General features: G+C 29.4%; 21 protein-coding genes. 3 read left to right on the top strand and 18 right to left on the bottom strand.

Translation table 11 applies throughout. The annotated features are described in order from the left end of the window. The 11 genes from H9W90_RS05965 to H9W90_RS05915 all read right to left on the bottom strand — a co-directional run bounded on the left by H9W90_RS05965 (position 1) and on the right by H9W90_RS05915 (position 12299). Positions 1-1152 carry an acyltransferase family protein gene (locus tag H9W90_RS05965; RefSeq protein WP_187483539.1) on the bottom strand — a complete coding sequence of 384 codons (1152 nt, stop codon included), beginning with the start codon at positions 1150-1152 and terminating at the stop codon, positions 1-3. A 39-nt stretch (positions 1153-1191) separates the two neighbouring features. Then, complete coding sequence (locus tag H9W90_RS05960; RefSeq protein WP_187483538.1) at positions 1192-2427, bottom strand: DEAD/DEAH box helicase; 1236 nt, start codon at positions 2425-2427, stop codon at positions 1192-1194. Positions 2428-2542: 115 nt separating this feature from the next. Then, on the bottom strand, positions 2543-3376 hold the full coding sequence (locus tag H9W90_RS05955) for a VOC family protein (RefSeq protein ID WP_187483537.1): 834 nt from the start codon (positions 3374-3376) through the stop codon (positions 2543-2545). Between the two features lie 55 nt (positions 3377-3431). Continuing rightward, positions 3432-4073, bottom strand: coding sequence for an alpha/beta hydrolase (locus H9W90_RS05950; RefSeq protein WP_187483536.1), 642 nt, complete (start codon positions 4071-4073; stop codon positions 3432-3434). A gap of 5 nt (positions 4074-4078) precedes the next feature. Further along, complete coding sequence (locus H9W90_RS05945; protein ID WP_187483535.1) at positions 4079-4405, bottom strand: DUF4870 domain-containing protein; 327 nt, start codon at positions 4403-4405, stop codon at positions 4079-4081. Between the two features lie 3 nt (positions 4406-4408). After that, positions 4409-5668, bottom strand: a complete 1260-nt coding sequence (locus H9W90_RS05940; protein WP_187483534.1) for a dihydroorotase — start codon at positions 5666-5668, stop codon at positions 4409-4411. Continuing rightward, a complete protein-coding gene (locus tag H9W90_RS05935) occupies positions 5665-7614 on the bottom strand; it encodes a BatA domain-containing protein (RefSeq protein ID WP_187483533.1) in 1950 nt (649 codons plus the stop codon). The genes H9W90_RS05940 and H9W90_RS05935 overlap by 4 nt, the downstream gene beginning before the upstream one ends. A 76-nt stretch (positions 7615-7690) precedes the next feature. Further along, a complete protein-coding gene (locus H9W90_RS05930; protein ID WP_187483532.1) occupies positions 7691-8455 on the bottom strand; it encodes a TIGR02757 family protein in 765 nt (254 codons plus the stop codon). 1 nt (position 8456) lies between these two features. Next, complete coding sequence (locus H9W90_RS05925) at positions 8457-9008, bottom strand: CPBP family intramembrane glutamic endopeptidase (protein ID WP_187483531.1); 552 nt, start codon at positions 9006-9008, stop codon at positions 8457-8459. A gap of 47 nt (positions 9009-9055) precedes the next feature. Then, positions 9056-9715, bottom strand: a complete 660-nt coding sequence (locus H9W90_RS05920; protein ID WP_187483530.1) for an ABC transporter ATP-binding protein — start codon at positions 9713-9715, stop codon at positions 9056-9058. Between the two features lie 94 nt (positions 9716-9809). Next, positions 9810-12299 (bottom strand): DUF5916 domain-containing protein, encoded by a 2490-nt coding sequence (locus H9W90_RS05915; protein ID WP_187483529.1) that lies wholly within the window; start codon positions 12297-12299, stop codon positions 9810-9812. Positions 12300-12540: 241 nt separating this feature from the next. Here H9W90_RS05915 and sucC point away from each other — a divergent pair, with 241 nt between their 5' ends. Next, positions 12541-13737, top strand: coding sequence for an ADP-forming succinate--CoA ligase subunit beta (sucC, locus tag H9W90_RS05910; protein WP_187483528.1), 1197 nt, complete (start codon positions 12541-12543; stop codon positions 13735-13737). A gap of 63 nt (positions 13738-13800) precedes the next feature. On the opposite strand, the gene H9W90_RS05905 is transcribed toward sucC, so the two are convergent. From H9W90_RS05905 to H9W90_RS05875, 7 genes are all read right to left on the bottom strand, one after another. After that, on the bottom strand, positions 13801-14979 hold the full coding sequence (locus H9W90_RS05905) for a porin family protein (protein ID WP_187483527.1): 1179 nt from the start codon (positions 14977-14979) through the stop codon (positions 13801-13803). A 20-nt stretch (positions 14980-14999) separates the two neighbouring features. Further along, positions 15000-15656, bottom strand: a complete 657-nt coding sequence (locus tag H9W90_RS05900) for a hypothetical protein (RefSeq protein WP_187483526.1) — start codon at positions 15654-15656, stop codon at positions 15000-15002. 52 nt (positions 15657-15708) lie between these two features. Then, positions 15709-17697, bottom strand: a complete 1989-nt coding sequence (gene uvrB, locus H9W90_RS05895; RefSeq protein WP_187483525.1) for an excinuclease ABC subunit UvrB — start codon at positions 17695-17697, stop codon at positions 15709-15711. A 68-nt stretch (positions 17698-17765) separates the two neighbouring features. After that, a complete protein-coding gene (locus H9W90_RS05890) occupies positions 17766-22367 on the bottom strand; it encodes an FIDD domain-containing protein (protein WP_187483524.1) in 4602 nt (1533 codons plus the stop codon). Positions 22368-22411: 44 nt separating this feature from the next. Then, entirely contained in the window at positions 22412-23245 is an 834-nt protein-coding gene (locus H9W90_RS05885) for an ABC transporter permease (RefSeq protein WP_187483523.1), read from the bottom strand. Positions 23246-23268: 23 nt separating this feature from the next. Then, positions 23269-24168 carry an ABC transporter ATP-binding protein gene (locus H9W90_RS05880; RefSeq protein ID WP_187483522.1) on the bottom strand — a complete coding sequence of 300 codons (900 nt, stop codon included), beginning with the start codon at positions 24166-24168 and terminating at the stop codon, positions 23269-23271. A gap of 155 nt (positions 24169-24323) precedes the next feature. Continuing rightward, a complete protein-coding gene (locus H9W90_RS05875; RefSeq protein ID WP_187483521.1) occupies positions 24324-24815 on the bottom strand; it encodes an IS1096 element passenger TnpR family protein in 492 nt (163 codons plus the stop codon). Between the two features lie 72 nt (positions 24816-24887). On the opposite strand from H9W90_RS05875, the gene H9W90_RS05870 reads away from it, so the two are divergent. Beyond that, positions 24888-25304, top strand: coding sequence for a PaaI family thioesterase (locus H9W90_RS05870; RefSeq protein ID WP_187483520.1), 417 nt, complete (start codon positions 24888-24890; stop codon positions 25302-25304). A gap of 30 nt (positions 25305-25334) precedes the next feature. Continuing rightward, positions 25335-26396 (top strand): isochorismate synthase, encoded by a 1062-nt coding sequence (locus H9W90_RS05865; RefSeq protein WP_254712531.1) that lies wholly within the window; start codon positions 25335-25337, stop codon positions 26394-26396. Positions 26397-26498: the final 102 nt, after the last annotated feature.

Raw genomic sequence — 26498 nt, 5'->3', positions numbered from 1 at the left:
TTATTCTTTCGATTTCATTCCAAATAAGAAACGTAAAATTCCAATTTTTGTTATAATCTTAAAAAGTAATAGACAAGAGATTGTTGTTAAGATTAAAATAATTGTAAATTCTACAAATGCACCCAATTTTTCTGCAATAATATAATAACCAAAACAAACAATAATACTTTGGTGCAAGATATATATTGGTAAAATACTTGTATTAGCTTCAGTTAAAAATTCTTTTTTGAAATTCATTTTTTTTGAAAATAACGAAACAAAAAACATAGTCCATGAAAAAGCGATTAGAGCGTTTAAAAAACTAATTAAAACATGATAATAATTAAACTCTGGATTTAGATACGTAGCAACTAATTCTTCTTTTGTAGATCCTACAATTAGTGTTAAAGAGCAAATTAAACCAACAACTAGAAATTTTTTTTGATTCTTTTGAAGAATTATTATCAATTCAGTATGATTATTAATTAAAATGAAACCATACAAAAACGACCAAACATAAGTGAAGAAATCTGCCCAATCTGTATAGTTAGGGAAAATAGGCTTTAATAAAAGTCTAATTAAAAAAAGCGGAATTGCTAGCACAAAAATTCCATAAGGTTTATCTAGGATGCTTTTTATTTTTTTTATAGGAAAATTACCTTGTTTTACTTTTTTTAAAATTGGAAAGCAGACAAGTGTCATTATTAAAAGATAAGGTAGATACCAGAGATGGATACCAATTTCTTTACACCATAAAAGAATACTAAAACCATAATCGTTTTGTAAAACTTGTGAAGGGTACAAATTCATAAATCTCCAAAAGCTATCAAAAATTTCACCATTTTGTAATCTTTGGTAATATCTCTGGCTAGGAACAATTAATAGAGAAGCAAATATGAAAGGAATCATCAATCTTAAAAAGCGATCTTTAAAAAAGTTCTTTTTATGTGAACCAATTGCAAACCAAGTTCCAATTCCAGAAACAAAAAAAATTAAATGTAAACGCCAACCATGTGTGTAAATTGTCAGAATATCGGCAATTGTAGTTTGATAATTGCTTTCTATAAGCCAATGAAAATGTGAAAAAGGTTGCCAAGTATGAAATAGAATTAGTAACCAAAAAGCCAATACTCTTAACCAGTCTAGATAGTAAAGTCTTTCTTTTTTAACCATTAAAATTAAGAATAAATTTTTCTAAAAATAAGTGAAATTTTAATACCAACGCTTTTTCTTCTTTTTTGAAGCTTCAGATTTTCTCCCTTTTTTATTTTTGCTAATTGTATTTGGTTGTTTTTTGGTGTGTTTTGGCTTATTTATTACATAAGGATGCTCTGTAATAACTTTAATTGGTTTTTCAATTAAAGCCTCAATTTGTTTGATATAAGCGTTTTCATCTTGAGAACAAAAAGAAAATGCAATTCCAGATTTTCCTGCTCTACCAGTTCTACCAATTCTATGAATGTAGGTTTCTGGCACATTTGGGATATCGAAATTAATAATTGCATCTACGTTTGTAATATCAATTCCACGAGCAGCAACATCAGTAGCAATTAAAATAGTTGCTTTCTTACTTTTAAAATCTTCTATTGCTTTATTTCTAATGCTTTGAGTCTTATCTCCATGAATACTTGTTACATTGTATCCGTTCTTAACTAGAGATTCTTCTAATTTATCAACTCCGAATTTTGTACGTCTAAAAATAATTATTTTTCCATTGATGGTATTTCTCAATAAATGCAAACAGATATCTGTTTTATTTTTCTTTGGAAGATAATACAATAACTGACCAATATTTTTGGCAGTTGTTTCTTCAGGATTTATTTCAACTTTTACAGGGTTTTTTAGCATTCTGTTTGCTAACTCTACAATTTTATCAGGAATTGTAGCAGAGAAAAGTAAGGTTTGTTTTTTTCTAGGGCAAAGTGCTTCAATTTTTTTAACATCGTTTATAAAACCCATGTCTAGCATTAAATCTGCTTCATCTAAAACAAGTATTTCAATACCGCTTAAATCGATATTTCCTTGCATTTGCAAGTCAATTAATCTTCCTGGAGTAGCTACTAAAATATCTACACCTTTTGCCAATATTTCTTTTTGAGGTTCTAAAGAAACGCCACCAAATACTGCTGTAGTGGTTAAATCTGAATATTTACTAAAGCTTGTGAAATTCTCTAAAATCTGAATCGCCAATTCTCTAGTTGGAGTAACAATTAGTGATTTTATTTTTCTTTTATTGTTTTCTGCATCTTGTTTATCAAATAAAAGCTCAATAATCGGCAAAGCAAATGCAGCTGTTTTTCCTGTTCCTGTGTTTGCAGAAACCACAACATTTTTTTTAGCTAAAACTAACGGAATTGTCTTTTCTTGAACTAAAGTTGGTGTATGAAAACGCTCTTCAGCAACTGCTTTTAATATGGACTTATTTAATGATATTTCAGAAAACTGCATTACTTATTTTTTATGCAAAGATAGCTTAAAAGAAAGTAGGGTTTTTGTTGAAAATAATAAATATTGATGGTGTAGTTTTGGTGATATTACAATATTTAGCTGTTTGAGACTTTTACTACAAGTTTATTATTAATGGTAATTCTGGTCTTAAATCAAATGTTTTTCCTTGAACATTATTATCGAAATATAATTCCATTAAATGTTCTTTTCCCTTTTTAACAGTTACATTTTCTATTCCGTTAACCGCTTTAATAGTTGTAGTTTTTAAATCTAAATTTTTAGAAGTAATAATTAGACGAGTAATTTTTTTAGCTCCATTTGGGTGTTTGTAAAAACTTTTCCAATAAGAATCTTCGCTAGGAGTGTTTTCTAAAGCTTTTATTGATTCAAATGTAGGTGATTCAATCTCAGGGTAAACAACAAAAATTGAAGGTTCATTAAGATGTGTTTTTGAATTCTTGGCAGAAAAAATATTAGTGTTTTCTTCCATCCAATCTTGGTGGTATGCAACCTTTTCAAAAGGAATTTTATCTACATCATAATTTTTAACTTTTAAAGCGATACTAAAAGGGGAAGCTCCATTTTTTTGAAAGTTAGCTCTTTTAGTAAAACCTAAATCATTATTTATGAGGTTGTTATCTTTTAATTCTTTTAGGTCGTACACAAAAATTAACTCGAGATATCCATTTAAAAAATGAAAGTATCTTCCTGCGGTTCCTTGTCCTTTATGAATTGCAGAGAGCGAATCAGGGACAGATGTAAATCCGATTTCTGTTAATTTTTCTTTTGCTTTTTTCGGGTTTGTTACCCAAATATTAAAATGATCAACTTGTAAATCCGATGGAGTATTTTTAGTTACTTCATCCGGTTTTTTTGCATTGTTTTTGTTCTTACAAGAAAGTAAATTAAATATTAAGAAAAAAATTATAAAGTAATTACGGATGTTCATTTTAAATGGTAAGGATAAATATAATATGTGTTTTTAGACTTAAAAATAAATTAACCTACAAATTCTTTTCAATCCAATTTTTAAAACTGTAAAAGTTTTGTGGAGCAACTCCATGTCCAACTGGGTATTCTGAATACACATTTTCAAAACCTAATTTATCTAAAAAAGGTTTGCTTTTTCTTGCCCAATCTACAGGTAAAACTTGGTCTACAGAACCATGAGAGCAATAATAATTAGTTGTAATTTCTTTGGAAATATTTTCTGGTAATAATTCAGTATTTATATAACCACTTAATGCAATTACGTGTTGTACTTTATTTGGGTAGAAAAAACTTAAAGAATAGCTTAAAATTGCACCTTGGCTAAAACCTAAAAGAAAAGTTTTATCAGCATTTGTGTTGTATTTCTTTTTAATATCGTCTATAAAAAGAGCGATTTTATCAATCGATTCTTTAGCTTCTTTTAAATCTGAAAACTTTCCGTTTTTGTCATCAAAATTTATGGAATACCAAGCATAGGCTCCAAAACCCATAGAAAGTGGTGCTTGTGCACTTACAATTAATAAGTTCTCTGGCAATTCTTCTGCAAAAGAAAATAAATCTTGCTCGTTACTTCCATAACCATGTAGCAAAATTAATAAAGGCGGATTTTCTACTGACTTTTTTGGTTCTCTAACTATATAATGTAAATCACTCATAAATCTTAAATTCCTTGAAACCAATTTTGAAAATGTTCTCCTACTGCAGGAACTAATTTTTCTTCTCCTTTAACTGCACCTATAAAGCCAATTATCCAAAAAACAAAAATAATAACTCCAACAATCCAACCAGCAGTAGAGCCAAGAAAATCATAAATAAGATACTTATTAATCATCGATAAAAGAAAAATACCAATCATTTGTCTGATATGGAAGCTAGCAAAAGAATTCTTCTTGCTGCTATTCATTATAAAAGCTATAATAGTTCCAATTATTGTAATATAGCTAATAATAGCCATTGTTTTTCCTTCGTTTACTGTTTGGTTTTCCATAATTTAAGAATTTAATATTAGTTGATTATTGACAAAAACGCCATATACTTTTCCTTTCATCTTTTTGTTGATGAAAGCACTGTTTTTAGAAGTTGATAAAATATGTTCTTTAGTAAAAAGATATTCATCATCAGGATTAAAAATAGAAATATCGGCTTTTTTTCCTTCAGAAATAGATGCTTCTTCTAGTCTAAAAATAGTTCTAGGTTTAGACGTAATTGTTTCAATAAAATCTTCTAGGTCTAAAACTGAATTTACTGCGCCAAACAAACTCTCTAAACCAATTGTGCCAGATTTAGCTTGACTAAATTCAACCTTTTTTAATTCTATATCCATAGGATTATGATCTGAAGTAATAATGTCTATTACACCAGATTTCACACCTTTTTGCAAGGCTTTAATGTCGGTTTTTGTTCTTAATGGCGGATTCGTTTTGTAGTTGCTATCAAAACTATGCAATTCATCATCTGTAAGTGTTAAATGATGTGCAGAAACGCTACAAGAAACTTGCAAACCTTTCTTTTTTGCTTCCTTAATCAAGTCTACTGACTTTGCTGTTGATATAGTTGGAATGTGTAGTTTTCCGCCAGTATATTCTAACAAAAATAAATCTCTAGCAATTTGTATGTGTTCTGCCAAAGCAGGATTCCCTTTTAAACCTAATTTTGTACTATTAATTCCTTCATTAGCAATTCCTTCTCCAGCTATAGAGTTGTTTTTTGGGAAACTAAAAACCAAACCATCAAAATTTTGAGCGTATAAAAGTGCAATTTTCATTAAATTGTCATTCGCAATTGGTTTTTTATAATCGCCAAATGCAATTGCACCAGATTGTTGCATGTCATACAATTCTGCCATTTCTTCACCTTTACTTTGTTGCGTTAAAGCAGCAATAGGATAGAGGTTTGTTGTAAAACCATTAGCTTTGTTAATTAAAAATTCTACAGCAGATTTATTATCAATAACAGGATTAGAATTTGCATTCACTGCTACTGCTGTAAAACCACTTTTTGCGGCAACTTGCAATCCGTTTTTAATGGTTTCTCGTTCTTCGTAACCTGGTTCACCAAAAGAAACACTTGTGTCGAACCAACCACAAGAAACATGTAGGTTTTCTTCTTTTACAAGTTGATATTCCTTTTTATTAGGAATATTATCAGCAATTTTTTGGATGAATCCATCACTGATTAAAATGTCTTTTTGTTGATTATGATATGGGCTTGAAGTGTCTATAATCGTTGCCGATTTTATAAGCGTGGTCATGGTTTATAGAATTTTAAAATCAAAATTTCTAATAACAAAGATACAATTGCCAAAGCTAAAAACCATTTCCAAAGCCAATGAACTTCATTTTTTTTATCAATATCTTTAAAAACGTCTTTTATTGAAGTAGAAATTGTAATATTTTTATTAGCTGCCTTAAACTCATTAAGGTCTAAAAAATCTAAAGAACTTTCTTCTTTCGGGAAATTGAAAGCCAATTTTGCGATGGTGTCTTTTTCTTTTAAGATAGAATAAAACCCAGCTTCTGTAGGTTGTTGGTTTGTGGTAATTGTTACTTTATTTTGATAGGTTTGTTGTAAAGGTATAAAAGATGATTCAGAATTAGAGATGGATAAAATATCATCTTTCCCTAATTTGGTTTCTATATCAATCTTATTTTCTTGACTATTTCTATAGTATAATTGTGCGTGTTTAAAACTTAATTTCCCGAAATTATAAAAAACGGGCACAATTAAAGGTGAATTTAAGAAGTTACTATTGTTTTTGTTGATAGCGCTCGAAAACAAATAAATCTTCCCAGAATTCGTGTTTATTTGCGATAAAAAAACTGTGTTATTTTCAAAAATTACAATTTTACTACTTTTTATTGACGAAATAGGGTAGAGGCTTCTAACATTCGGATATTGAAAATTAGTCACTTTTTTAGAAAACACATTTTTAAAAAGTGGGTGATTATAATTTATGTTTGTAATTTTTAAAGTGTCTTTCTTCTTTGGTTCAAGTTTCCCGGCTTTTAATTTTGATAAAAAATTATTGTAAGAAGAAATGTCAGATTCTTCATTTGGTATAATTACTAAATGACCTCCATTTTTAGAAAAATCCATTAAACGATTTTTTAAAATTTCAGGAATATTTTCTACTTCATTTAAGATGATTAATTGCTGTTTAAGAATGGCATTATAGTTTATGTTTTGAAGTGAGGAATTTGTGAAGTTAAATTCCTTTTCAGTGTAAATTTTCGACAAGTAATTAGAATCATTTCCAATCGCTAAAACATTAATTTTATTTGTGTTTTTTAAATGAAAATAAAAGATGTTGTCAAAAGAAAAAGTATCGCTGAAAGTTAGTTCTAGTTTTCCTGAAAAATTAGGTTGATTTTTAATTGTGAACTGAATTATTTTTTCTTCGTTTTCAGTAATAGGGAAGGACTGTTTACTTATCAATTTGTTATCATCATAAATTGCTATTGGAATATTGTTTTGCTTCTCTCCAATATTTTTTACAATTGCATTTACCGTAAAGTTTTCGGTGTTTTCATTACTGATAAAAACACTGTCTATATAAATGTTATTTTTTTGTGATGGAGTTAGTTTTATAGCTGTAAAAGCAGGTGTTACATTTGTAAACTTTTTTTTGTAAGTAGTCTGAAAATCAGAAATTAATATATTATTATTTAAAGTGTTGGTTTTGTTTTTGTTTTCTGATGATATTTTTAAGAAAACAGTCGATAAATCTAATTTTTTAGAACTATTTTTAGTTTTTAAAAGTATATTTTTTAATTCAGATTTACTAATTTCTTCGTAAAATTCTGAATTTGTTTGCAAGGAATATGTGTTTTTTTCAGATGTATTTTCTATTATTTCTTGAGATGCAATTTGTAATAAATTCCCTTTTTTACCTTTGCTATTTGTACTTAAAGAATTGTCTAAATATATAAAAGTGTGTTGCTTTTTGTCAATATTTTTTTTACTTAAATAAGGTTGAGAAAAAGCAAAAAGTATCGCTGAAAATAAAAGCATTCTTGTTGCTAGAATTAACCACTTTTTTACACGAGAACTTTTACGAGTTTGTTGTGCTAATTTTTGCAAAAAAGCAACATTTGTAAAGGGTACTTTTACAAACTTTTGCAACTGAAAAAGATGCACCAAAATAGGTATAATAAGCAGTGCTAAAAAGTAAAGTATTTCTGGATTTTTAAATTGCATTTATAATTTGTTTCAATAGTATAAAAAACGAATTTATCACAAAAAAAGGAATCAAAAAACAGTTGTTAACTTCTAATTAAAACTTTTCGAAAACTCCCAATCCAAAGAGTGCAAAATCGTATTTTACTGGATCGTTTTTGTCTAGTTGTCTTAAACTATTGTCTAATTCCGCAACTGCTTTCCAATCGTTTTGTTTTCTTAAAAGTAGTTTTAGCTTTCTTGCTACGTTGCCAGAATGTACATCTAAAGGACAAGAAAGATTTGCTGGACTGTGTTTTGTCCAAAGTCCAAAATCTACCCCTTTTTTATCGTTTCTAACCATCCAACGTAAGAACATGTTAATACGTTTAGCTGCAGAGTTTTTTAATGGATCAGAAATGTGTTTTTGTGTTCTTTGTTGGTGTTCAACTTCAAAAAACACTTTTTTAAAATTATTGATGGAAGTTTGATAGGTTTTGGATTTGTCTTTGATTAAAAGTGATTCTTCTAAACCACCATAATTTTTATAAATATGTTGTAGAGATTTAATAAAACACTGTAAATCAATATGGTTGAATGTTCTGTGAACAAAACTTTGTAGATTTTCTAAATCTTTTTCTTGATGGTTTAAGATGAAGTCATAAGGTGAATCATCTAGTAAGTTCATCATTTTAGAAGCATTTCTAATAATCATTGTTCTATTTCCCCAAGAAATAATTGAAGTTAGAAATGCGGCTATTTCAATGTCTTCTTTCAAAGAAAATTGATGCGGAATTTGTATAGGATCTGACTCTATAAATTTTGGATTGTTGTATAGAACTACTTTTTCATCTAAAAATTCTTTCAGTGCTTCTTTTTTCATTTTAAGCAAATTCTGGAATAAAACTTAATAATATCAGTACTCCATTATATGTTCCATGCAATAATATAGACCATTGTAACCCAAAGCGCACTCTAATATATCCAAAATAACCACCTAAAAGTATTTGTGGTAAGACTAAAAGTGGTGATAGCAATATAACTGCAGGAGTGAAATCGAAATTCGAAATATGTACAAAACCAAAAATTAACGCAAAAAAGTAGAAAGCAATTTTAAAGGCTTTTGGTTTTTTAAAAGCTGTAATTGGGCCTCTAAAGATAAGCTCTTCAATTGTTGGAACTAATATAGCACCAGCTAATAGAATTTGAAGTTTAGACATACCTTCAAACATTTTTTCAACCTTGTGGTTGTCCATACTAATTAGTCCAAAATGCTCAATTAACGCATAAATTGGTGAAATTACTATTCCTGTTACAAGACTAATAACAAGTATTTTTAAAAATATTTTAAATCGATAATTTAAGTTTGTGTTTGAGTCTTGTTCTAAAATAGGGTTTTTTAGATATTTAATAATATTAAAGAAAGTTTGTTTCATTTTAGTGTTTATAAGTTAGTTGTCTAAAATGACAAAATGTTACAGCTCTAAATTATTTTACCATCTATCATTTCTAATTTTCTATCGGCCATTTTTGCAAGTTCTTCATTATGAGTTACTAAAACGAATGTTTGTCCGAATTCATCACGAAGTTTAAAAAATAGTTCATGTAGATTTTTAGCGGATTCGCTATCTAAATTACCACTAGGTTCATCAGCTAAAATAACTGAAGGATTGTTAATTAGTGCTCTTGCAACGGCAACTCGTTGTTGTTCTCCACCAGAAAGTTCATTAGGTTTGTGGTTTATTCTATGAGATAATCCTAAAAAAGTTAAAATTTCTTTTGCTCTTTTTTCAGCTTCTTGTTTTGATTTTTTTCCAATATATGCAGGTATGCAAACATTTTCTAATGCTGTAAATTCTGGCAATAATTGGTGGAATTGAAAGATAAAACCAATATGATTATTTCTAAAGGATGATAAATCTTTATCTGATAAGTTTTTTAGTGAAATACCATTTAAAGATAGCTCAAAATCTTGTTCTTTTAAAGGTTTGTCTAAAGTACCTAATATTTGTAATAATGTGGTTTTTCCTGCTCCAGAAGGACCAACAATAGCAACAATTTCACTTTTTTTAATGTGTAAATCTACCCCTTTTAAAACTTCTACATCACCATAATATTTGTGAATATTTTTACCAATTATCATACTTAAAAAATGTTTGATACGAAAGTATAAAAAAGAAATCAGAAACACTTGCTTGTGCTTCTGATTTCAAGTTATTTTAAAAAAAAGATATTATTTAAAAAATATTTTTGATTGAGCTGTAATCTATAAAATATACAAATCTTACAGAAAGCGTGTGCTGATTTGCTTGTTGAAATAGATTGTCTAAATTTTTGAAAAAACTTAAATTTGAATTTGTGTCTTCATTAAAGATAGAATTTCTATAAAATACTATTAATTGGCTTCCTGGAGCAAATTGCCAAAAATAGTTTAAGTCTAAATTCCAACTATTAAAATTCACATCTTCACCCATATAATTATTATTTTCTGTTAAAGAACCATCTGCATTTAAATTAAAATAATCATTGTAAGATACAGATCCCCAATAGTGTCTAAAACTTAATGATAGTGAAGAGTTAGTGCTGAAATTGTATTTTCCAGAGATTGAATTTGTATAACTTTTTCTATCTCTTTGTCCGAAAACAATATCGTCATTTGGATCATCTCTGTCATCATAAACATATCCTTGATCATTGTTGTTTTTGTTATAGTTTAATCGGTATTGTAAAGAAAATTTATTTGTAAATCTGTAACGTGGACTAACACCAAAGCCATGTGCATTTTGTGGATGATTTGAGTAGCCTGTGTAGTATATATCTGCATTTACTTGAAACTTTTTTTGTGAGTTTGTAGAAATCCAAGCATTCACATTTTTTCTTTCAGGTCTTAAAAAATAGATACCACTTGTAGTTCCTTGTCTTGGCTCAAAATAATCTCTATTTTCTGTTCCGTAATTAAAATTTCCTCCGAAAGTAAAACGTTTTCTAGTTTGTGCACTTGCACCAAAACCGGCATTGTAACCAGTGTAAACGCCTGAAAAGTGTTGAAAATTTGCTTCGTTGTAAAAATTGAAATTATAATTGTTAAACTTTTTTGTTGGTTTTAAAGTTCTCCAACCTGCACTTCCATAAATAGATTGTTGGTTATTTGAAAACAGAATACCTAAATCATTAGAATTAAAGTCTTTACTTTCAAAGTTGTAACCAATTTCCCAATTCCAATGTCCGGAATTATATCCAAAACTATTATCAAATGTGTAACCTGTATTTGGGTTATTTACATCATCTGAAATATTACTCATTTTAACAGAGCCATCTGCATTGTATTTGCTATCTTTTGTTTCTATATGCCAATCTAATGCAGTTACATTTGCATCTCTAAACCTTCCATCTCTTGTTACATTTGTGTTAATTAAAGTAACAGTAGAATTTTGATTAAACTGTTGGTCTAAAACCATAATATTATAGTTGGTAAAAGGACTTAATACTGTTTCGTAATTACTCTTCACAGAAACAGTATCTAAACCATTAATTGTCTGTTCTGTTCTTTCTACTTGTGAAGTTGTTTTTTCTGTAATAGCATTAAAAAAACCAATTCCTAGACCACCTTTAGTTCTACCAGAAACTTTTATGGCGTTTAACATGGTTACCTTTTCTGGTGCATTTATAAGCTTGTCATTTACTTTTACATTATTTTCAAACTCTTTATCATTTCTTCTTTCTTTATAAAATTGATCAATAGGAGAGCTACCAATTCTTCGAGAATAAAATAAGTTCCCTTTGTTAAAAAGTTCGGTTCCTTCTGTAAAAAATTGTCTTTGTTCAGAGAATTGTTGTTCAAAAGGCCCTAGATTTAATTCAACATTATCAAATCCTACTTGACTAAAATCAGGAATTAAAGTAGCGTCTAAAGTGAAATTTTCTGTTAAACCATATTTTAAATCCATACCAATACTATAATCGTAATTAGTTTCACCATCAAAAGAAACCGATGTTGCAGAGGCGTATGGATATAAATTTAATCTTGTTGGTGGTTTTATGTCTCTAAAATCTTCAATTAAACCATCATATTGCGTCCATCTTCCAACAGAATTATCAATATGAGTCCAAGTGTGTTGTTCGTTTAATCTTTCTAATCTTCTATGAAAATTGAATCCCCAAGATTGTACAGGTCTATTTGCAAAACGTATAGCTCTGTAAGGCAATTTTATTTCTACATTCCAACCATTTTCATCTGTAGAAACTTCACTTTCCCAAACTGCACTCCAATTAAAATCTTCATTTCCATTAGATACCTTAGAATCTGCTTGGTTTCCAGTGGCTTGTACAACAAATTCAAAAGGGTTTTGTCCATCATCATTTGGGTTTATTGTAACCAAGAAAAAATCTGCCTGACTAAAATTATCTCGTACAGAGAATTCTTTTGGGATATTTTCTGGATCTGGATCATTCATTTGTGCTGAAATGTAAACAGCATCATTATCATAAATTACTTTAACAACTGTTTGGTATTCAGAAGAAACAAGATCTCCGTTTGCAGGTCTTAAAACAACAAAATCAGTACAAACTTCAGCATTTTTCCAAGCTTCATCATTTAAGATTCCGTCTATTTTTGGAGCTTTAGAAACTCTTGTTGTTTTAATTTTTTTACGATTTTTTTGATTCTGTGCCGATAACTGATTTAAAAAAAGAAATGAAATCAGAAGTAAAGTGATTTGTTTGAACATGTAAATTGGTTGATTAATGTGTAAACACAATACGAATGTATTTATCCTTTCTGTTGATAAATCATAAAATCATGTTAATTATAAGAAAGACATCATAAAATTGAGTGTGTTACATTAGTTAAGTGTTAAATATTTCTTAAAGAAATTTATAAGATTAAATTTCGCACGGTTTTTTTGTCTAATTTTTGCAGAATATCATTTCTGAATTTGTACTTTTGCTAACGTTTTTAAACATTTACAAATGAACTTACACGAATATCAAGGAAAAGAAATTTTAAGCAGTTTTGGCGTTAGAATTCAACGCGGAATTGTTGCAAGTAGCCATAAAGAAGCTGTGGATGCAGCAAAACAATTAACAGCAGAAACAGGATCAGGTTGGCATGTTATTAAAGCCCAAGTTCACGCTGGTGGTCGTGGAAAAGGTGGAGGAGTAAAACTAGCTAAAAATTTAGCAGAAGTGGAAAGCATCTCTAATGACATTATTGGAATGATGTTAGTTACACCACAAACATCTGCGGAAGGTAAAAAAGTAAATCAAGTTTTAATTTGTGAAGACGTTTATTATCCTGGTGATTCTGAACCAGATGAATATTATATGTCTGTTCTTTTAAATAGAGCAACAGGTAGAAACATGATTATGTATTCTACTGAAGGTGGAATGGATATTGAAACTGTTGCAGAAGAAACTCCACATTTAATTTTTACTGAAGAAATAGATCCTTTATTAGGAATTATGCCTTTTCAAGCACGTAAAATTGCTTTTAATTTAGGTTTATCTGGAACTGCTTTTAAGGAAATGACAAAATTTGTTACAAACTTATATAAAGCATATATTGGTTCAGATTCTTCTATGTTTGAAATTAATCCAGTATTAAAAACTTCAGATAATAAAATAATGGCTGTTGATGCTAAAGTTTCTTTAGATGAAAACGCATTATATAGACACAGAGATTATGCAGCAATGCGTGATTTAAGAGAGGAAAACCCAATTGAGGTTGAAGCAAAAGCTGCTGGTTTAAACTATGTAGATTTAGATGGAAATGTTGGTTGTATGGTTAACGGAGCTGGTTTAGCAATGGGAACAATGGATTTAATTAAAGAATCTGGAGGAGAGCCTGCTAACTTTTTAGATGTAGGTGGAACTGCAGATGCACAAAGAGTAGAAACTGCTTTTGGTATTATCTTAAAAGACCCAAATGTAAAAGCTATTTTAGTCAATATTTTTGGTGGTATTGTACGTTGTGACAGAGTTGCACAAGGTGTTGTAGACGCTTATAAAAGTATGGGAGACAGAATTAATGTACCAATTATTTGTAGGTTACAAGGAACTAATGCTGTTGAAGCAAAGCAATTAATAGACAATTCTGGAATGGAAATTATTTCTGCTACAGAATTTCAAGAAGCTGCTGATAAAGTTGCAGAAGTTTTAGGAGCTTAAGATTTTAAGTTTAAATAAAATAAAAAAAAGCCTCACAATTTGTGAGGCTTTTTTTTATTTTTATTAGAAACTATAACCTAAAATAATAGAGGCAGAACTATATTTTGTACGCCAAAATTGGTAATTATCAGAAAGGTCTCGAGTGAGGTAATATCTTACTTCAACAGAGTATTTGTTTTTATGGCTGTATCCAAAGCCTAAATTTACACTAGGTGAAGAGTCTATTTCTAAATTAGCACTATTATTGAAATCACTGCTAGAACTTATAGGAAAATCAATAACGTAAGCACCATCCAAAAATAATTTGGAGTTTTGATTTATAAACATATAGTGTTTAACTCCTATAGGAATTTCAATTGAATTATAGGTTATCTCACCAATTTGTGTGTTTCCTCTTTCTATATCACTTTTATAAGTTTGGTAGGTTGGTTCTACAAAAAATGCCCATTTATTTTTATTGAAAGGTAAAACATATTCAGCTTCAAAACCTATTCTTAAATTGATGCCACTGCTTTTAATGTTTCTATAACCATAAAGAGAGTTTTCATATAAAATTGATGAGTTACCTATCCCTAATTTAACACCAAAATTTGTTTTACTGTTACTTTTTGATTTCGTGTAATCTTTAATAGGAGCATTACTGTCATTACAATTATTATAAGCTAAAAAATATTTTACTAAACTATTTTTATTATAATCAACATTTTTATAATTGATTTTATCACAAGAAACATCTAATCTTAATTGTGTTAAATAATTTTTATTTTTCACTAAATAATTTTTAGAATTTAAATATTCTTTATATTCTAATTGATAAATTGGTTTGTCTTCTTTTTTGTAAAAGTATTTTACAATATTACCTTCATTGTAAACATATAGATTGGCTTTTCCTTCAACCAGAACCTTTAAAAATAAAGTTTCTTCAACGAAATCATACGTTCTATTTTTACTTAATTTGTTTACATTGGTATTGGATTTATCAATACCTACCTTAAATCTGTTATATTTACTATATCCATTTACCCCAAATTCTTTAATTGAATATAGGTTTCCAATTACTTCTTTAGAGGTATTGTCAATCTTATATATAAAGTTTGAAGGATTATGAAGCCAATCTTCATTTTTAATCAAACATTCTATTTTTTTGCCATTATTATTTATGATATAACCTTTTTCAAATTTAATTTGAGCGATTGTATTTAAACATGTAAGAAGTAGGATAAGGGTAATTGTTTGTTTCATTTTTTTTTTTTAAGTTGTTATTATTCTGATATATATTTATAAATTTCGTATTTGCTTTTGACTAAATTTAGGTCTAAATTATCTTTTACTTGGAAAACGCCAAGGGTATCAACACTTTCAATTTTTGTTAAAAATTCTAATAGAATATGGTATTGTTCTCTATTCCAAAAATCATGTATAAGAATTTTTGGGTTGTTATTAAATTTAGATAAATTAATGATAGTACTTAAAGCACAAGCGACTCTAAAACGCCCATCTATAAGTACTGTGTCTATTTCAGTTGATCCTAAAGCACTAAATACACTATTAGAATAGTTAGGAAATAAATGTTTAGATTCATTAGAGATAGGGTAGCCCCATGCTTCAGTTTTTCCTATATCTATAGGGTAAAAGAATAATCTTCTGTTTTTTGCGAAACGTATAATCCAATATTTAGAGAGGTAATTAATCCAATCTATGCTAGACTCAACAGAATAAATTTTTGCTTTTGACTTTTGTAATGCACGTAAAGTGCTTCCTCCAGAACCAAATTCTAAATAGGATTTAGAATTTTTAATATATTTGTTAAATACCTCTTGTTCATTATTACTCATTGCAAACTTATAAAGAATTGGGTAGGGAGAATACCAGTCTAAAGTTTTAATAATGGCTTTAACTTTTTTCTTAAATTTTATCATCTTTTAAAGTTAACTTAAAATTATTACCAATTTATTTTTATTTAAAAATAAATTATAATTTCTCTTTTAAAACAGCAATTTCATCACGTAATTTTGCTGCTACAATGAAGTCTAATGACTTTGCAGCTGCTTCCATATGTTTGCGTTTTTCTCTTATTCTTTTTTCTATTTCTTCTTTGGGTAAATATTGTAAATCTTGTTCCGCTGCTATTTGTTTAGCATTATCATAATGATAACTTGATACGGCAGATTTAGATAATGTATCGTCAATTTTTTTATTAATTTGAGTAGGAGTGATGTTGTTTTTAGTATTGTAAGCTATTTGTGTTTCTCTTCTGCGTTCAGTTTCATCAATAGTTTTTTGCATGCTGTTGGTTATTTTATCAGCATATAAAATTGCCAAACCATTTACGTTTCTTGCGGCTCTACCTACTGTTTGTGTTATAGATCTGTGACTTCTTAAAAAACCTTCTTTGTCTGCATCTAAAATTGCTACTAATGAAACTTCTGGTAAATCTAAACCTTCTCTTAAAAGGTTTACGCCAATTAAAACATCGAACAAGCCTTTACGCAAATCTTGCATAATTTCTACACGTTCCAAAGTATCAACATCAGAATGAATATATCTACATCGTATATCTACTCTTGTAAGATATTTTGTTAATTCTTCTGCCATTCTTTTAGTTAATGTAGTAACTAAAGTTCGTTCATCTTTTTCTACTCTAACTTGAATTTCTTCAATTAAATCGTCAATTTGATTTAAACTTGGTCTAATTTCTATTACAGGGTCTAATAAACCTGTTGGTCTAATTATTTGTTCAACAAAAATTCCTTCAGTTTTTTGAAGTTCATAATCTGCAGGAGTTGCAGAAACAAAAATAGTTTGGTTTTGGATAGCTTCAAATTCTTCGAATTTTAAAGGCCTGTTATCCATTGCAGCTGGTAATCTAAAACCATATTCAACTAAATTTTCTTTTCTACTTCTATCTCCACCATACATTGCATGTGTTTGCGGAATAGTTACATGACTTTCATCTATAACCATTAAATAATCATTAGGAAAATAGTCTAATAAACAGAAAGGTCTTGTGCCTGGTTCTCTACCATCTAAATATCTAGAGTAGTTTTCAATACCAGAACAATAACCTAATTCACGAATCATTTCTAAATCGAATTCGGTTCTTTCTTTTAAACGTTTTGCTTCTAAATGTTTTCCAATTTCTTTAAAATAATCTACCTGTTTCATCATGTCTTCTTGAATTTGATGAATGGCATTTTGTAAAACGTCTGGTGATGTAACAAAAAGATTTGCAGGGTAAATTGTGAGTTCGCTAAAGCTTTCTAAAATAGCATTACTTTCTAAATCAAAAGATTCTATTTCTTCAATTTCGTCTCCAAAAAAGTGAACTCTGTAGCCGTTATCTCCATAAGAGGGATAAATTGTAACAACATCTCCTTTTACCTTAAAAGTTCCGCTTTTAATTTCATGTTCAGTTCTAGAATATAAACTTTGTACTAATTGATGTAAAAACTTTGTTCTTACTATTTGTTGATTAACTTCAATAGGAATTACATTTTTCTTGAATTCTGTTGGATTTCCAATTCCGTATAAACAAGAAACGGAAGCTACAACTAAAACATCTCTTCGACCAGAAAGTAGGGAAGAAGTAGTACTTAAACGCAAACGCTCTATATCTTCGTTAATAGATAAATCTTTTTCTATAAAAGTTCCCGTTACTGGAATGTATGCTTCTGGTTGATAATAATCGTAGTAAGAAACAAAATATTCTACTGCATTTTCAGGAAAAAATTGCTTAAATTCTGAATATAATTGGGCAGCTAATGTTTTATTATGTGCCAAAACCAAAGTTGGTTTTTTAACTTCTTTTACAACATTTGCAACAGTATATGTTTTTCCCGAACCTGTTACACCTAATAAAGTTTGATATTTTTCTCCTGCAATAATACTTTCTGAAAGCTCTTTAATTGCTTGTGGTTGATCTCCTGTAGGAGAAAATTCTGACACCAATTTAAATTCCATAATGTAAAAATACGGATACTTTTAAAAAAAGTATCCGTATTTTTTTTGAAGTTTTAAAAAACTATTTTCTATTTCCTTAACAGTGAGAAATGTCCTTTTTTAAGTACTTGTTGTTTTGTTGGGTCTGCAGGAATTAGCTGTACATTATACCAATAATCATCAGAAGAAAGTACTTTTCCATTATAAGTTCCGTTCCAACCTTGACTGTCTATAGGAATTTGTGCCACTAATTTTCCATACCTATCAAAGATATTGATACTCGCATTCGGGTAAAAATCTTTATTAGCACCTTTTACTACCCAAGTATCATTTTTTCCATCACCATTTGGAGTAAAGAATTTTGGAAATTGAATTACAGAAATCTGAAGAGTTTCATCTGCAATACAACCATTTTTATCATTTACAATAATTGTGTAAACACCACCTTCTAGATTTTCAAATAAAGGTTCGTCTTGAAAACCAGCAAACGGAATTCTCTCTCCATTATCATCATTTCTAACGGCAAATTGATAATCTCCTTTTCCTAAAGAATTTTTTATAGTATCAATAAAAATTGAAATATTATCTTGAGAACCAATATTGTTAGATTCGTCAATAATAGTTACATATTCTTCTAACAAAGTCGCTTTTTCCGATTCTTTTACATAAATAGTTCTGCTTCTGCTACAAGTAGTTGTAGTATTTGTGGCTTTTACAGTGTATTCTCCGCCTTTATCTACAATTTGAGTTTGATCAGTTCCTAAAACAGTTCCATTTTTATCTGTCCATTCATAATCATAACCACTTGCAGGGTTTTCAGCTTCTAAAATATGAGGTGTTGTGTAGTTTAAACAAAGAATTTGAGGATTGTCTGGATCTTCTCCAGTTACCGTAAATTCAGGTAAAGGAATAATATTTATGTTGAATGATAAACGAGTGTGCACACAGACAACTGGTGTGTTTTTTGTGTTTTCTACACGTACATAAATGGTTTGATTGTTTATGGAGTTTTCAAATTTATCTTCGTCTAAAGCTAATGTCTTATCACCAGATTCAGCTTCAGCTAAAGAGGTGTAAAAAGTAACATCGAAATCAGGGAATTCTGCAGGTTGATAGTTTGCAAGAATTTCTGGTATTTTATTTTTTAATGAAATATCTCCATTTCTACCATTGGTATCATCCATTTCTGTGTCAGTTGTGTTGTCACAATCTGTATAGTCAGAGATATTAATAGGGATATTAGGTTCAGGATAAATTAATAATTGATAAGTAGAAAAAACAGATCTACACATGTTACCACCTTGATCTACAACCGCAAAGAAAATGGTTTGTATTCCTGGATCATCTGTGTTAAAATCAGAAGGAAAAGCAGTTTGCGAAGGATCGTTTTGAAAATTACTAGGATTTGTAATTTCAGGAGTTCCATCTACAGCATGTTGTTGAGTAGCATAATAAGCAACTCTATGATTTGTTCTTCCGTTTAAGATTTCAATATTTTTAGAAGTTAAATCTATGCTTTGTGCAATTCTATTTCTAGGATCACTATCAGTAGGAGTTGCCACATCACAAACAGCAAGAGGTGTAATTGTGTTAGAAACCTCTGGAATAGGGTTTACAATTATTTTAAAAGAAATTGCTGTGTTTTTACATTGTGGATTAGCGTTTCTATCTAATACACGCACAAAAATAGTTTGTTCGCTAATATCTCCAGCAGTAAAGCCAGCTTGAGCAGTGTTTCTAAAGTTGGTATCGTTTGTAATTCCTGTGGTTGTAACATCATCTGCATCGTTTTGAGAGGTGTGAAATGTTACAATATAATCTGCTTCAGTTTGTGTTGTACCCAAAATTGTTGGTACATTATCTCTTAAGTTAATGTTGATGTTTTCTCCATCTGTTGTGTTTCCAGAAAGGGCATCATCACATAGTTCTAAATCAGCAACAGGATTTGCTAATGGAACTGCGTTAACTTGTAATGTAAATTGTGCTGTACCAGAACATCCATTATTTGTACTATTTACAATTTTAGCATAAATAGTTTGGTTGTTTGCAAATGAAGGATCACTATTATTTCTATGTCTTGTAATGTCAGGAATTGCATTAATAGAGGCAGTTCTATCACTTTCTGTTTCATAAAAGAAAACATCTAAATCTGGTTGAGAAGTTATAGGGAAAAATGCTTTTATCTCATCTTCAGAATCGCTAAAATCGAAATAAGTAATTCCATCGGTATCAGAATTTGCAAGGGTATTATTTCCGTCAGCATCTAATAGATCATCACATTCTTCATAAGTTTTATTATACAGTAAATCTGCGCTAAAATTAACAGTAATATCAATTTTAGAAACTCGATAGCAGTTTTGGTCAGAGATAACTCTAACCCAAGCTTCACCTGTTCCTGTAACAGGATACATTTCTACATCTGAACCTGTAATTTGTGGAGTTCCTGCATTTGCATCTGCCAAAGTTCTATAATATTCAAAAGTTTCGTTTGCAGAATTATTAGAAATATTTGGTCTTGCCAATCTTAAATTAACTGTTGTACTTAAACTTGGATCATTATGACATTGAATTAATTCTGCAGGGTCATTTACAATAGGTAAAGGATCTACAATTAATTCAAAAGACATAAAAGAGCTTCCAGCAGTATCGTTAGAAATTGCATTACAATTTGTATTGTCTATATTTTCTACTCTCACATAAATTCTTTGCGAATTTGTTACAGCATAATCTACAGTTTTGTCAATAGCATTTGTAGTGCTACTAGTTTGTGCATCTGCTAAAAGTGTATGGTAAGAAACTGAATATTGTGTAGCACTTAACGTACCTAAAATTTCTGCATCTTTTGTACTTAATCTAAAACTACTGATACCATCTATGTCACTTCCGCTTCCAGTATCATCACATAATCTGTATACAGAAGGCTGTACAGGTTCAGGTTCATTAGTAACTTCTAAAATAAAATTTGTAAGTGCAAAACATGCATTAGGAGCACTTATATTTTGTACACGTGCATAAATAGTTTGAGAACTTGCTGTGTTTACTTGATATGGGTTTGGTAAGTCTGAACCAGCAACATTTGCTGTAGCTTTTGCCATTGTATCAAAATATAAAACATTAAACACTGTTGCGTCTAAACCATCTAAAATTTCTGTGTTTTTTAATGTAGCTAAATCAAAATTATTTGGAGTAGTATCATCTGTATCACAGAAGTTAATTGCATCTGGAGCAGCTTTTGCTCTTGCTGCATCAAAAACCTCTACATTAAAAGTACCAATAAATTGAGTTATTTTACCACAGTCATCAGTTAATTTTATTGTTAGTGTATATTTACCACTGTCAGTTTTTTGGAGATTATTAAGTACTAAATCACCAGTATTTGCAATAATAGACTTTGTTGTACCGTTATCAAACTCCCATTCATAAGTTATGTTAGTACCTGTAACCGCTTCAGGAATAATAGTTTTACTTTCTCCCACACAGAATTGTAAATCCTGATTAGTAATTTCCTCATTAGTTGAAGAATCTGTTAACTTAAGAGGTAGTAGTAATGAAGATAAAAAGGGAGGTAACCCTTGTGTTGCTGAAGCTCCAGTACCAAGATTAATACTTTGATGAGAGTAATCTACAGCTGCACCTAATTCTTCAGGATTATTAATAACACTAATATTATTAGAATTGTCACTTGTCCAATAAATTTTAGAATCTGGCCCTAATTGAAGAGCCCCTCTAGTATTGAAGTAACTATGAACAGTAAATCTGTTCGTGTTTATATCTGTAAATTGTGCTTGAGTTAAATCGAATTGGTATAAGTTTTCTGTATCTCCACCAAAATTACCAGTTGAAATATATAATCTCCTACTTGAAGCAGAAAATTCAACTCCATAACCATTATTACCACTTGTATCTAAACGATTTGGAGTTGCGGAGTTATTAAAATTTGTTACTTCACCAGTTACATCATTAAAATTAAAAAGAAAAGTACCAGCACCCATATTTGCCGCTACTAATTTTGTTCCATCCGGAGATACTTTTAGATAACCTCTTGCATCACTTGCATCATATCCATTGATTGTACTTATTTGAGGAGAACTAACTAATACACCAGTATCATCTACTTTGTAAGCATAAAACTCGTTACCTATAGATGAAATAACCCAAAAAGTGTCACATTCATCTCCCTTAACTGCTGTTACTTTTTCAGTCCAATTAGAATGATCGGCTGCATTTCCTAAAACGACTGGACCATCAACAATATCTCCTAACCCCCCATTTGCAGTCATATCTATCGTGTAATACCAAAAACCGGCATTTCCACTAGACTGTGCACCAACAGTAAAAAGGTAATATATATTAGGTTTTCCTGGAGCGGGAACAGTTAAAGCAGATTGAGAACTTGAAGCATCACCATTTAAGCCAACACCATTTGTCATTGGAGTATTGTTTCTATCCCAAATTGTTAAATTTGCTGTACTAGGGCTTGGTGCACCAACATAAAATAGTAAGTCTCCATTAGCATCTGCAAAAGAAGAACAACCTTCTGTAGTATTTAGTAGGCTTCCTGTAACTGGAACAGGTGTTCCTGAATTAAAATCTAAAGCAGCTCCATTACCAAAATACCAAAAGTTGGCTTCTTTTTGTGAAAATACATTTAATGCAAAAAATAGGAGTATAAAAGGTATTAATTTCTTCATTTGACGTTATTTGTGAACTAAACGTCAAATATATTTAAAAAGTATTACAAATCCCTCTTTTTTAACAGTGCATAAGACAAATAAATAAAGATAAAAGTCCAAGCGATAACTATTAAAATTGTAGAAAACTCTACAGCATAGCTTTTAGTAAAAGTTTCTCCCATGGCACTTGCTGCAGACTTTACAGGACCTAATCTAGAACCTGGTTCTTTAATTAGGTTCATCATAGATTCTAATGGTAAAAAGTTCTTAATAGATTGTGCAGTGTCCCAAGAAACAAATTTCCAACCTAAAACACCGTAAATTATCCATTCGAAAATAAACCATATAAACATGGCACCAACTGCAAAAGCAGAACGTTTTACTAGGATTCCTAAAAATAATCCGAAAGAGAAAAAACCAACTAATTTTATGAAAAATGCTAAAATATATTCTAAATCTGATGTTATGATAGCTAATTCGTTATAATCTGAATAAAATAAACCAAGAACTAAAGAAACGATAAAAACAAATACGGTAGATGCCAAGGCAAAAGCAATGACTGCATAAAATTTAGATAATATAAATTCTTTTTTGCTTAAACCATCAATTAAATTTTGTTTTAATGTTTTGTAACTGTATTCATTAGCCATCATAGAGACAATAACTAACAGTAAAAAGAATTTAAAAATTGATGCAACATACGTATTAAAGTGCCAGATGTATGGAAAATTGAAAATTCCCATTTCTGCAAAATGCAATTTAAAATCGCCAAATTCGAATTTTATGGCTGCAATTAATGCGATAGAAGTTAATAAGCCGAAATATATAATAGACAACACTTTACTAGCTGTATTGTGTTTTAATTTATGAAATTCTATGGTTAAAAGTCTTAACATGACGTTTTGTGTTTTTGGTTGAATTATTTATTCTTTGTTAAATCTAGAAATTGTTGTTCTAAACTTGGCTTACGTTTTACCAAATGCGATAAGATAAAACCTTTTTCAAACAAAAATTTATTGATTTCTGTTGACGAAATTTCGCTATTTAAAGTAGCAATAATAGTTTCATGGTCTTTAGAAATTTTACTAATTGCAGGATGGTTTTCTAAAACTACAATTAATTCTTCTTCATTTTCATTAACTTTTAACTCGAATAAACCTTTAGAAGCTGTCATTTCATCAACTCTACCACTATATAACTTTATACCGTTTCTAATTACAACTACATGAGAACATACTTTTTCTACTTCGTCTAAAAGATGAGAAGCTAGTAAGATTGTAGTACCGTTTGAAGCAATATCTTTTATAATTTGTCTAATTTCATGAATTCCTTGTGGATCTAATCCATTTGTTGGTTCATCTAAAATTAAAATTTCAGGATCATTTAACAATGCAGAAGCAATTGCCAAACGCTGTTTCATTCCTAATGAGAACGTTTTAAACTTGCTGTTTTTTCTATCAAAAAGATTTACAGCCTTTAGTTTTTCATCTATTTTTTCTGAAGAAATACCTTTTATCTTACAAATTAATTTTAAATTTTGAGTTGCTGTCATGTAAGGATAAAAGTTAGGACGTTCTATAATTGCACCTACTTTTTTTAAAGCTTCATGTGTAGATAAATCTCCATTAAACCAAGAAAACTCACCAGAAGTTTTATTAACAACATTTAAAATAATACCTAAAGTGGTAGATTTTCCACTTCCATTTGGACCTAAAATTCCGTAAACGTTTCCTTTTTGAATATCAAAAGAAAGATTGTTTACTGCATGAACTTGTCCATATTTTTTATCGAGATTTTTAAGTGATAAGATAGTTTCCAAAGAAATAGTTTTAGTCGATTATAGAAATTAGACGACTAACTTACAAAATTGTTACTTGAAAAGTGTGTAATTGTTGAACTGTAATGAGAGCAAACTATGAATTTTGGATAAGCAGATTAAAGTATGTTAAATTTGAGTGATAAATTACACAAATATTAGTATTCATTATAATCGAAATCATCAAAAGGATCAAAATCATCTTCATCTTCATCAAAATCGCTATCTAATTTGTTGGCAACAAATTCTTTTTCTGGAGCTTCTTCTGGGATTTCACCAACAGAAAGTATAGTTTGTGGTAAATCGTTTTTCATTTCAGAAGAAATTTCTACAACATCTACATAGAAAGTCCACATATTTAAAAAATCGTAGACATAAATTAGTTTATCGTTTTCTTCTGGTAACGTTTCGTTTAAGATACAAGTTTGCATCGAAACTCCTTCACCAGCTTCAGCCATATTAAATAAAGGAATTTCTTCACCTTGGTTCCATTCCTCATCAGTTCTATAAAAAGAGGCCATTTCTTGTCCTTTAAAACCAAAAGATTTTGCAATTATGGAATGTAGGTTTTCTAAATTAATATTATCATTAATTAAAATAGTTCTAATAATATCTTCTTTGGTGTCTAAAATTACGCGTATTTTGTACATGAAATGGTTTCAATTTTCGACTGCAAAAATACAAAATTTTATACGTACTTTTACCATAGAAATTAAAAAGACATGGATACAATTGCTATTTTAAAAGCATTTAATGAGCGTTCTAAAGACACATTAATGGAAACACTTGATATTGAATATGTTGGTGTAGGAGCAGACTTTTTAACGGCAAAAATGCCTGTAAACTCAAGAGTTCATCAACCTTATGGGCAATTGCATGGTGGAGCAACTGCAGCTTTGGCAGAAAGTGTAGGAAGTGCAGCTTCTAACTTTTTTATTGATAGTAAAACCCAGTTTATAAACGGAATACAATTATCTATAAACCATATAAAAAGTAAGCGAGAAGGAACTGTTTTTGCAACCGCAAAAAATATTCATAAAGGCAGAACTACGCATTTGTGGGAAGTTACAATTGTAGATGAAGATGACAATTTAATTTCTGTAGCAAAAATGACAAACATTGTTTTAGAAAGAAGATAATTCTTTTCTTACATTATAAAAATAGTAGCATTGAATTTAATTTTTGATAAAATATCTCATTCTTACGATAAAAAACTTCCTTTTGTAGTTTACAGAAAACCAAATGCTAATGATGTTTCTGGTTTTTTTATGAAGGATGATTCAATTTCTTACGCAACAAAGTTTACTGAATCTGGTTTTATTTTTGCGCCTTTTAATATTGAAGAAAAGGCAATTTTATTTCAAGCAGATAAAGCAGATTATATAACTGAAAAATTAAATTCCATTTCTGAATTAGCATTAAAAAATGATTTTTATTCTGATGAATCATCTAAAGAAAAACATATTAAAATTGTTGAAAAAGCAATTGATTTAATTTCTGAAAATGAATTACAGAAAGTTGTTATTTCAAGAAAAGAATTAGTTGAAATAGCTTCTTTTGATGTTTTAGAAATCTATCTAAAATTGCTTCAAACTTATGCGAATGCGTTTGTTTATGTTTGGTTTCATCCAAAAGTTGGGTTGTGGTTTGGTGCAACTCCAGAAACGTTATTGCAAATAGAAAGTACTGCTTTTAAAACGATGTCTTTAGCAGGCACTCAAGTTGCAAACGAAACAGAAAATATAGTTTGGAAAAGTAAGGAATTAGAAGAACAGCAATTAGTTACAGATTTTATTAAAAATCAATTAAACGGAATTGCAACAGATTTAAAAATAGACAAAACTGAAACTATTAAGGCTGGAAATTTGCTGCATTTAAGAACTAAAGTTATTGGTGTTTTAAACAAGAACGCTAATTTAAAAACTCTAATTAGAGCTTTACATCCAACCCCTGCAGTTTGTGGTTTGCCTAGAGAAATTGCTACAGGTTTTATTAATAAAAACGAAAGTTATAATAGAGAATTTTATACGGGTTTTTTAGGAGAATTAAATATTAAAAACTCAAATACAAAAAGTATAAACTCAAATTTATTTGTGAACTTACGTTGCATGAAAATAGAGGGTAATGTTGCATCTATTTATGTTGGTGGTGGAATTACAAAAGATAGTATTGCTAAAAAAGAATGGGAGGAAACTGTTTCCAAAAGTAAAACAATGAAACGAGTTTTATAAACTAATTCTATTTGAAATTATTAATAAAAAAAACCGCAAATAGTAAATTTGCGGTTTTTTAAATTAGTGTAAAATTGAATTTGAATTGAAAAATTGTTTGCA

This window comes from Polaribacter pectinis (genome assembly GCF_014352875.1).
In the GTDB taxonomy this organism is placed as follows: Bacteria; Bacteroidota; Bacteroidia; order Flavobacteriales; family Flavobacteriaceae; genus Polaribacter; species Polaribacter pectinis.
Note: the sequence above shows the minus strand (reverse complement) of the source record. Positions and strands in the feature narration are given on the sequence as shown.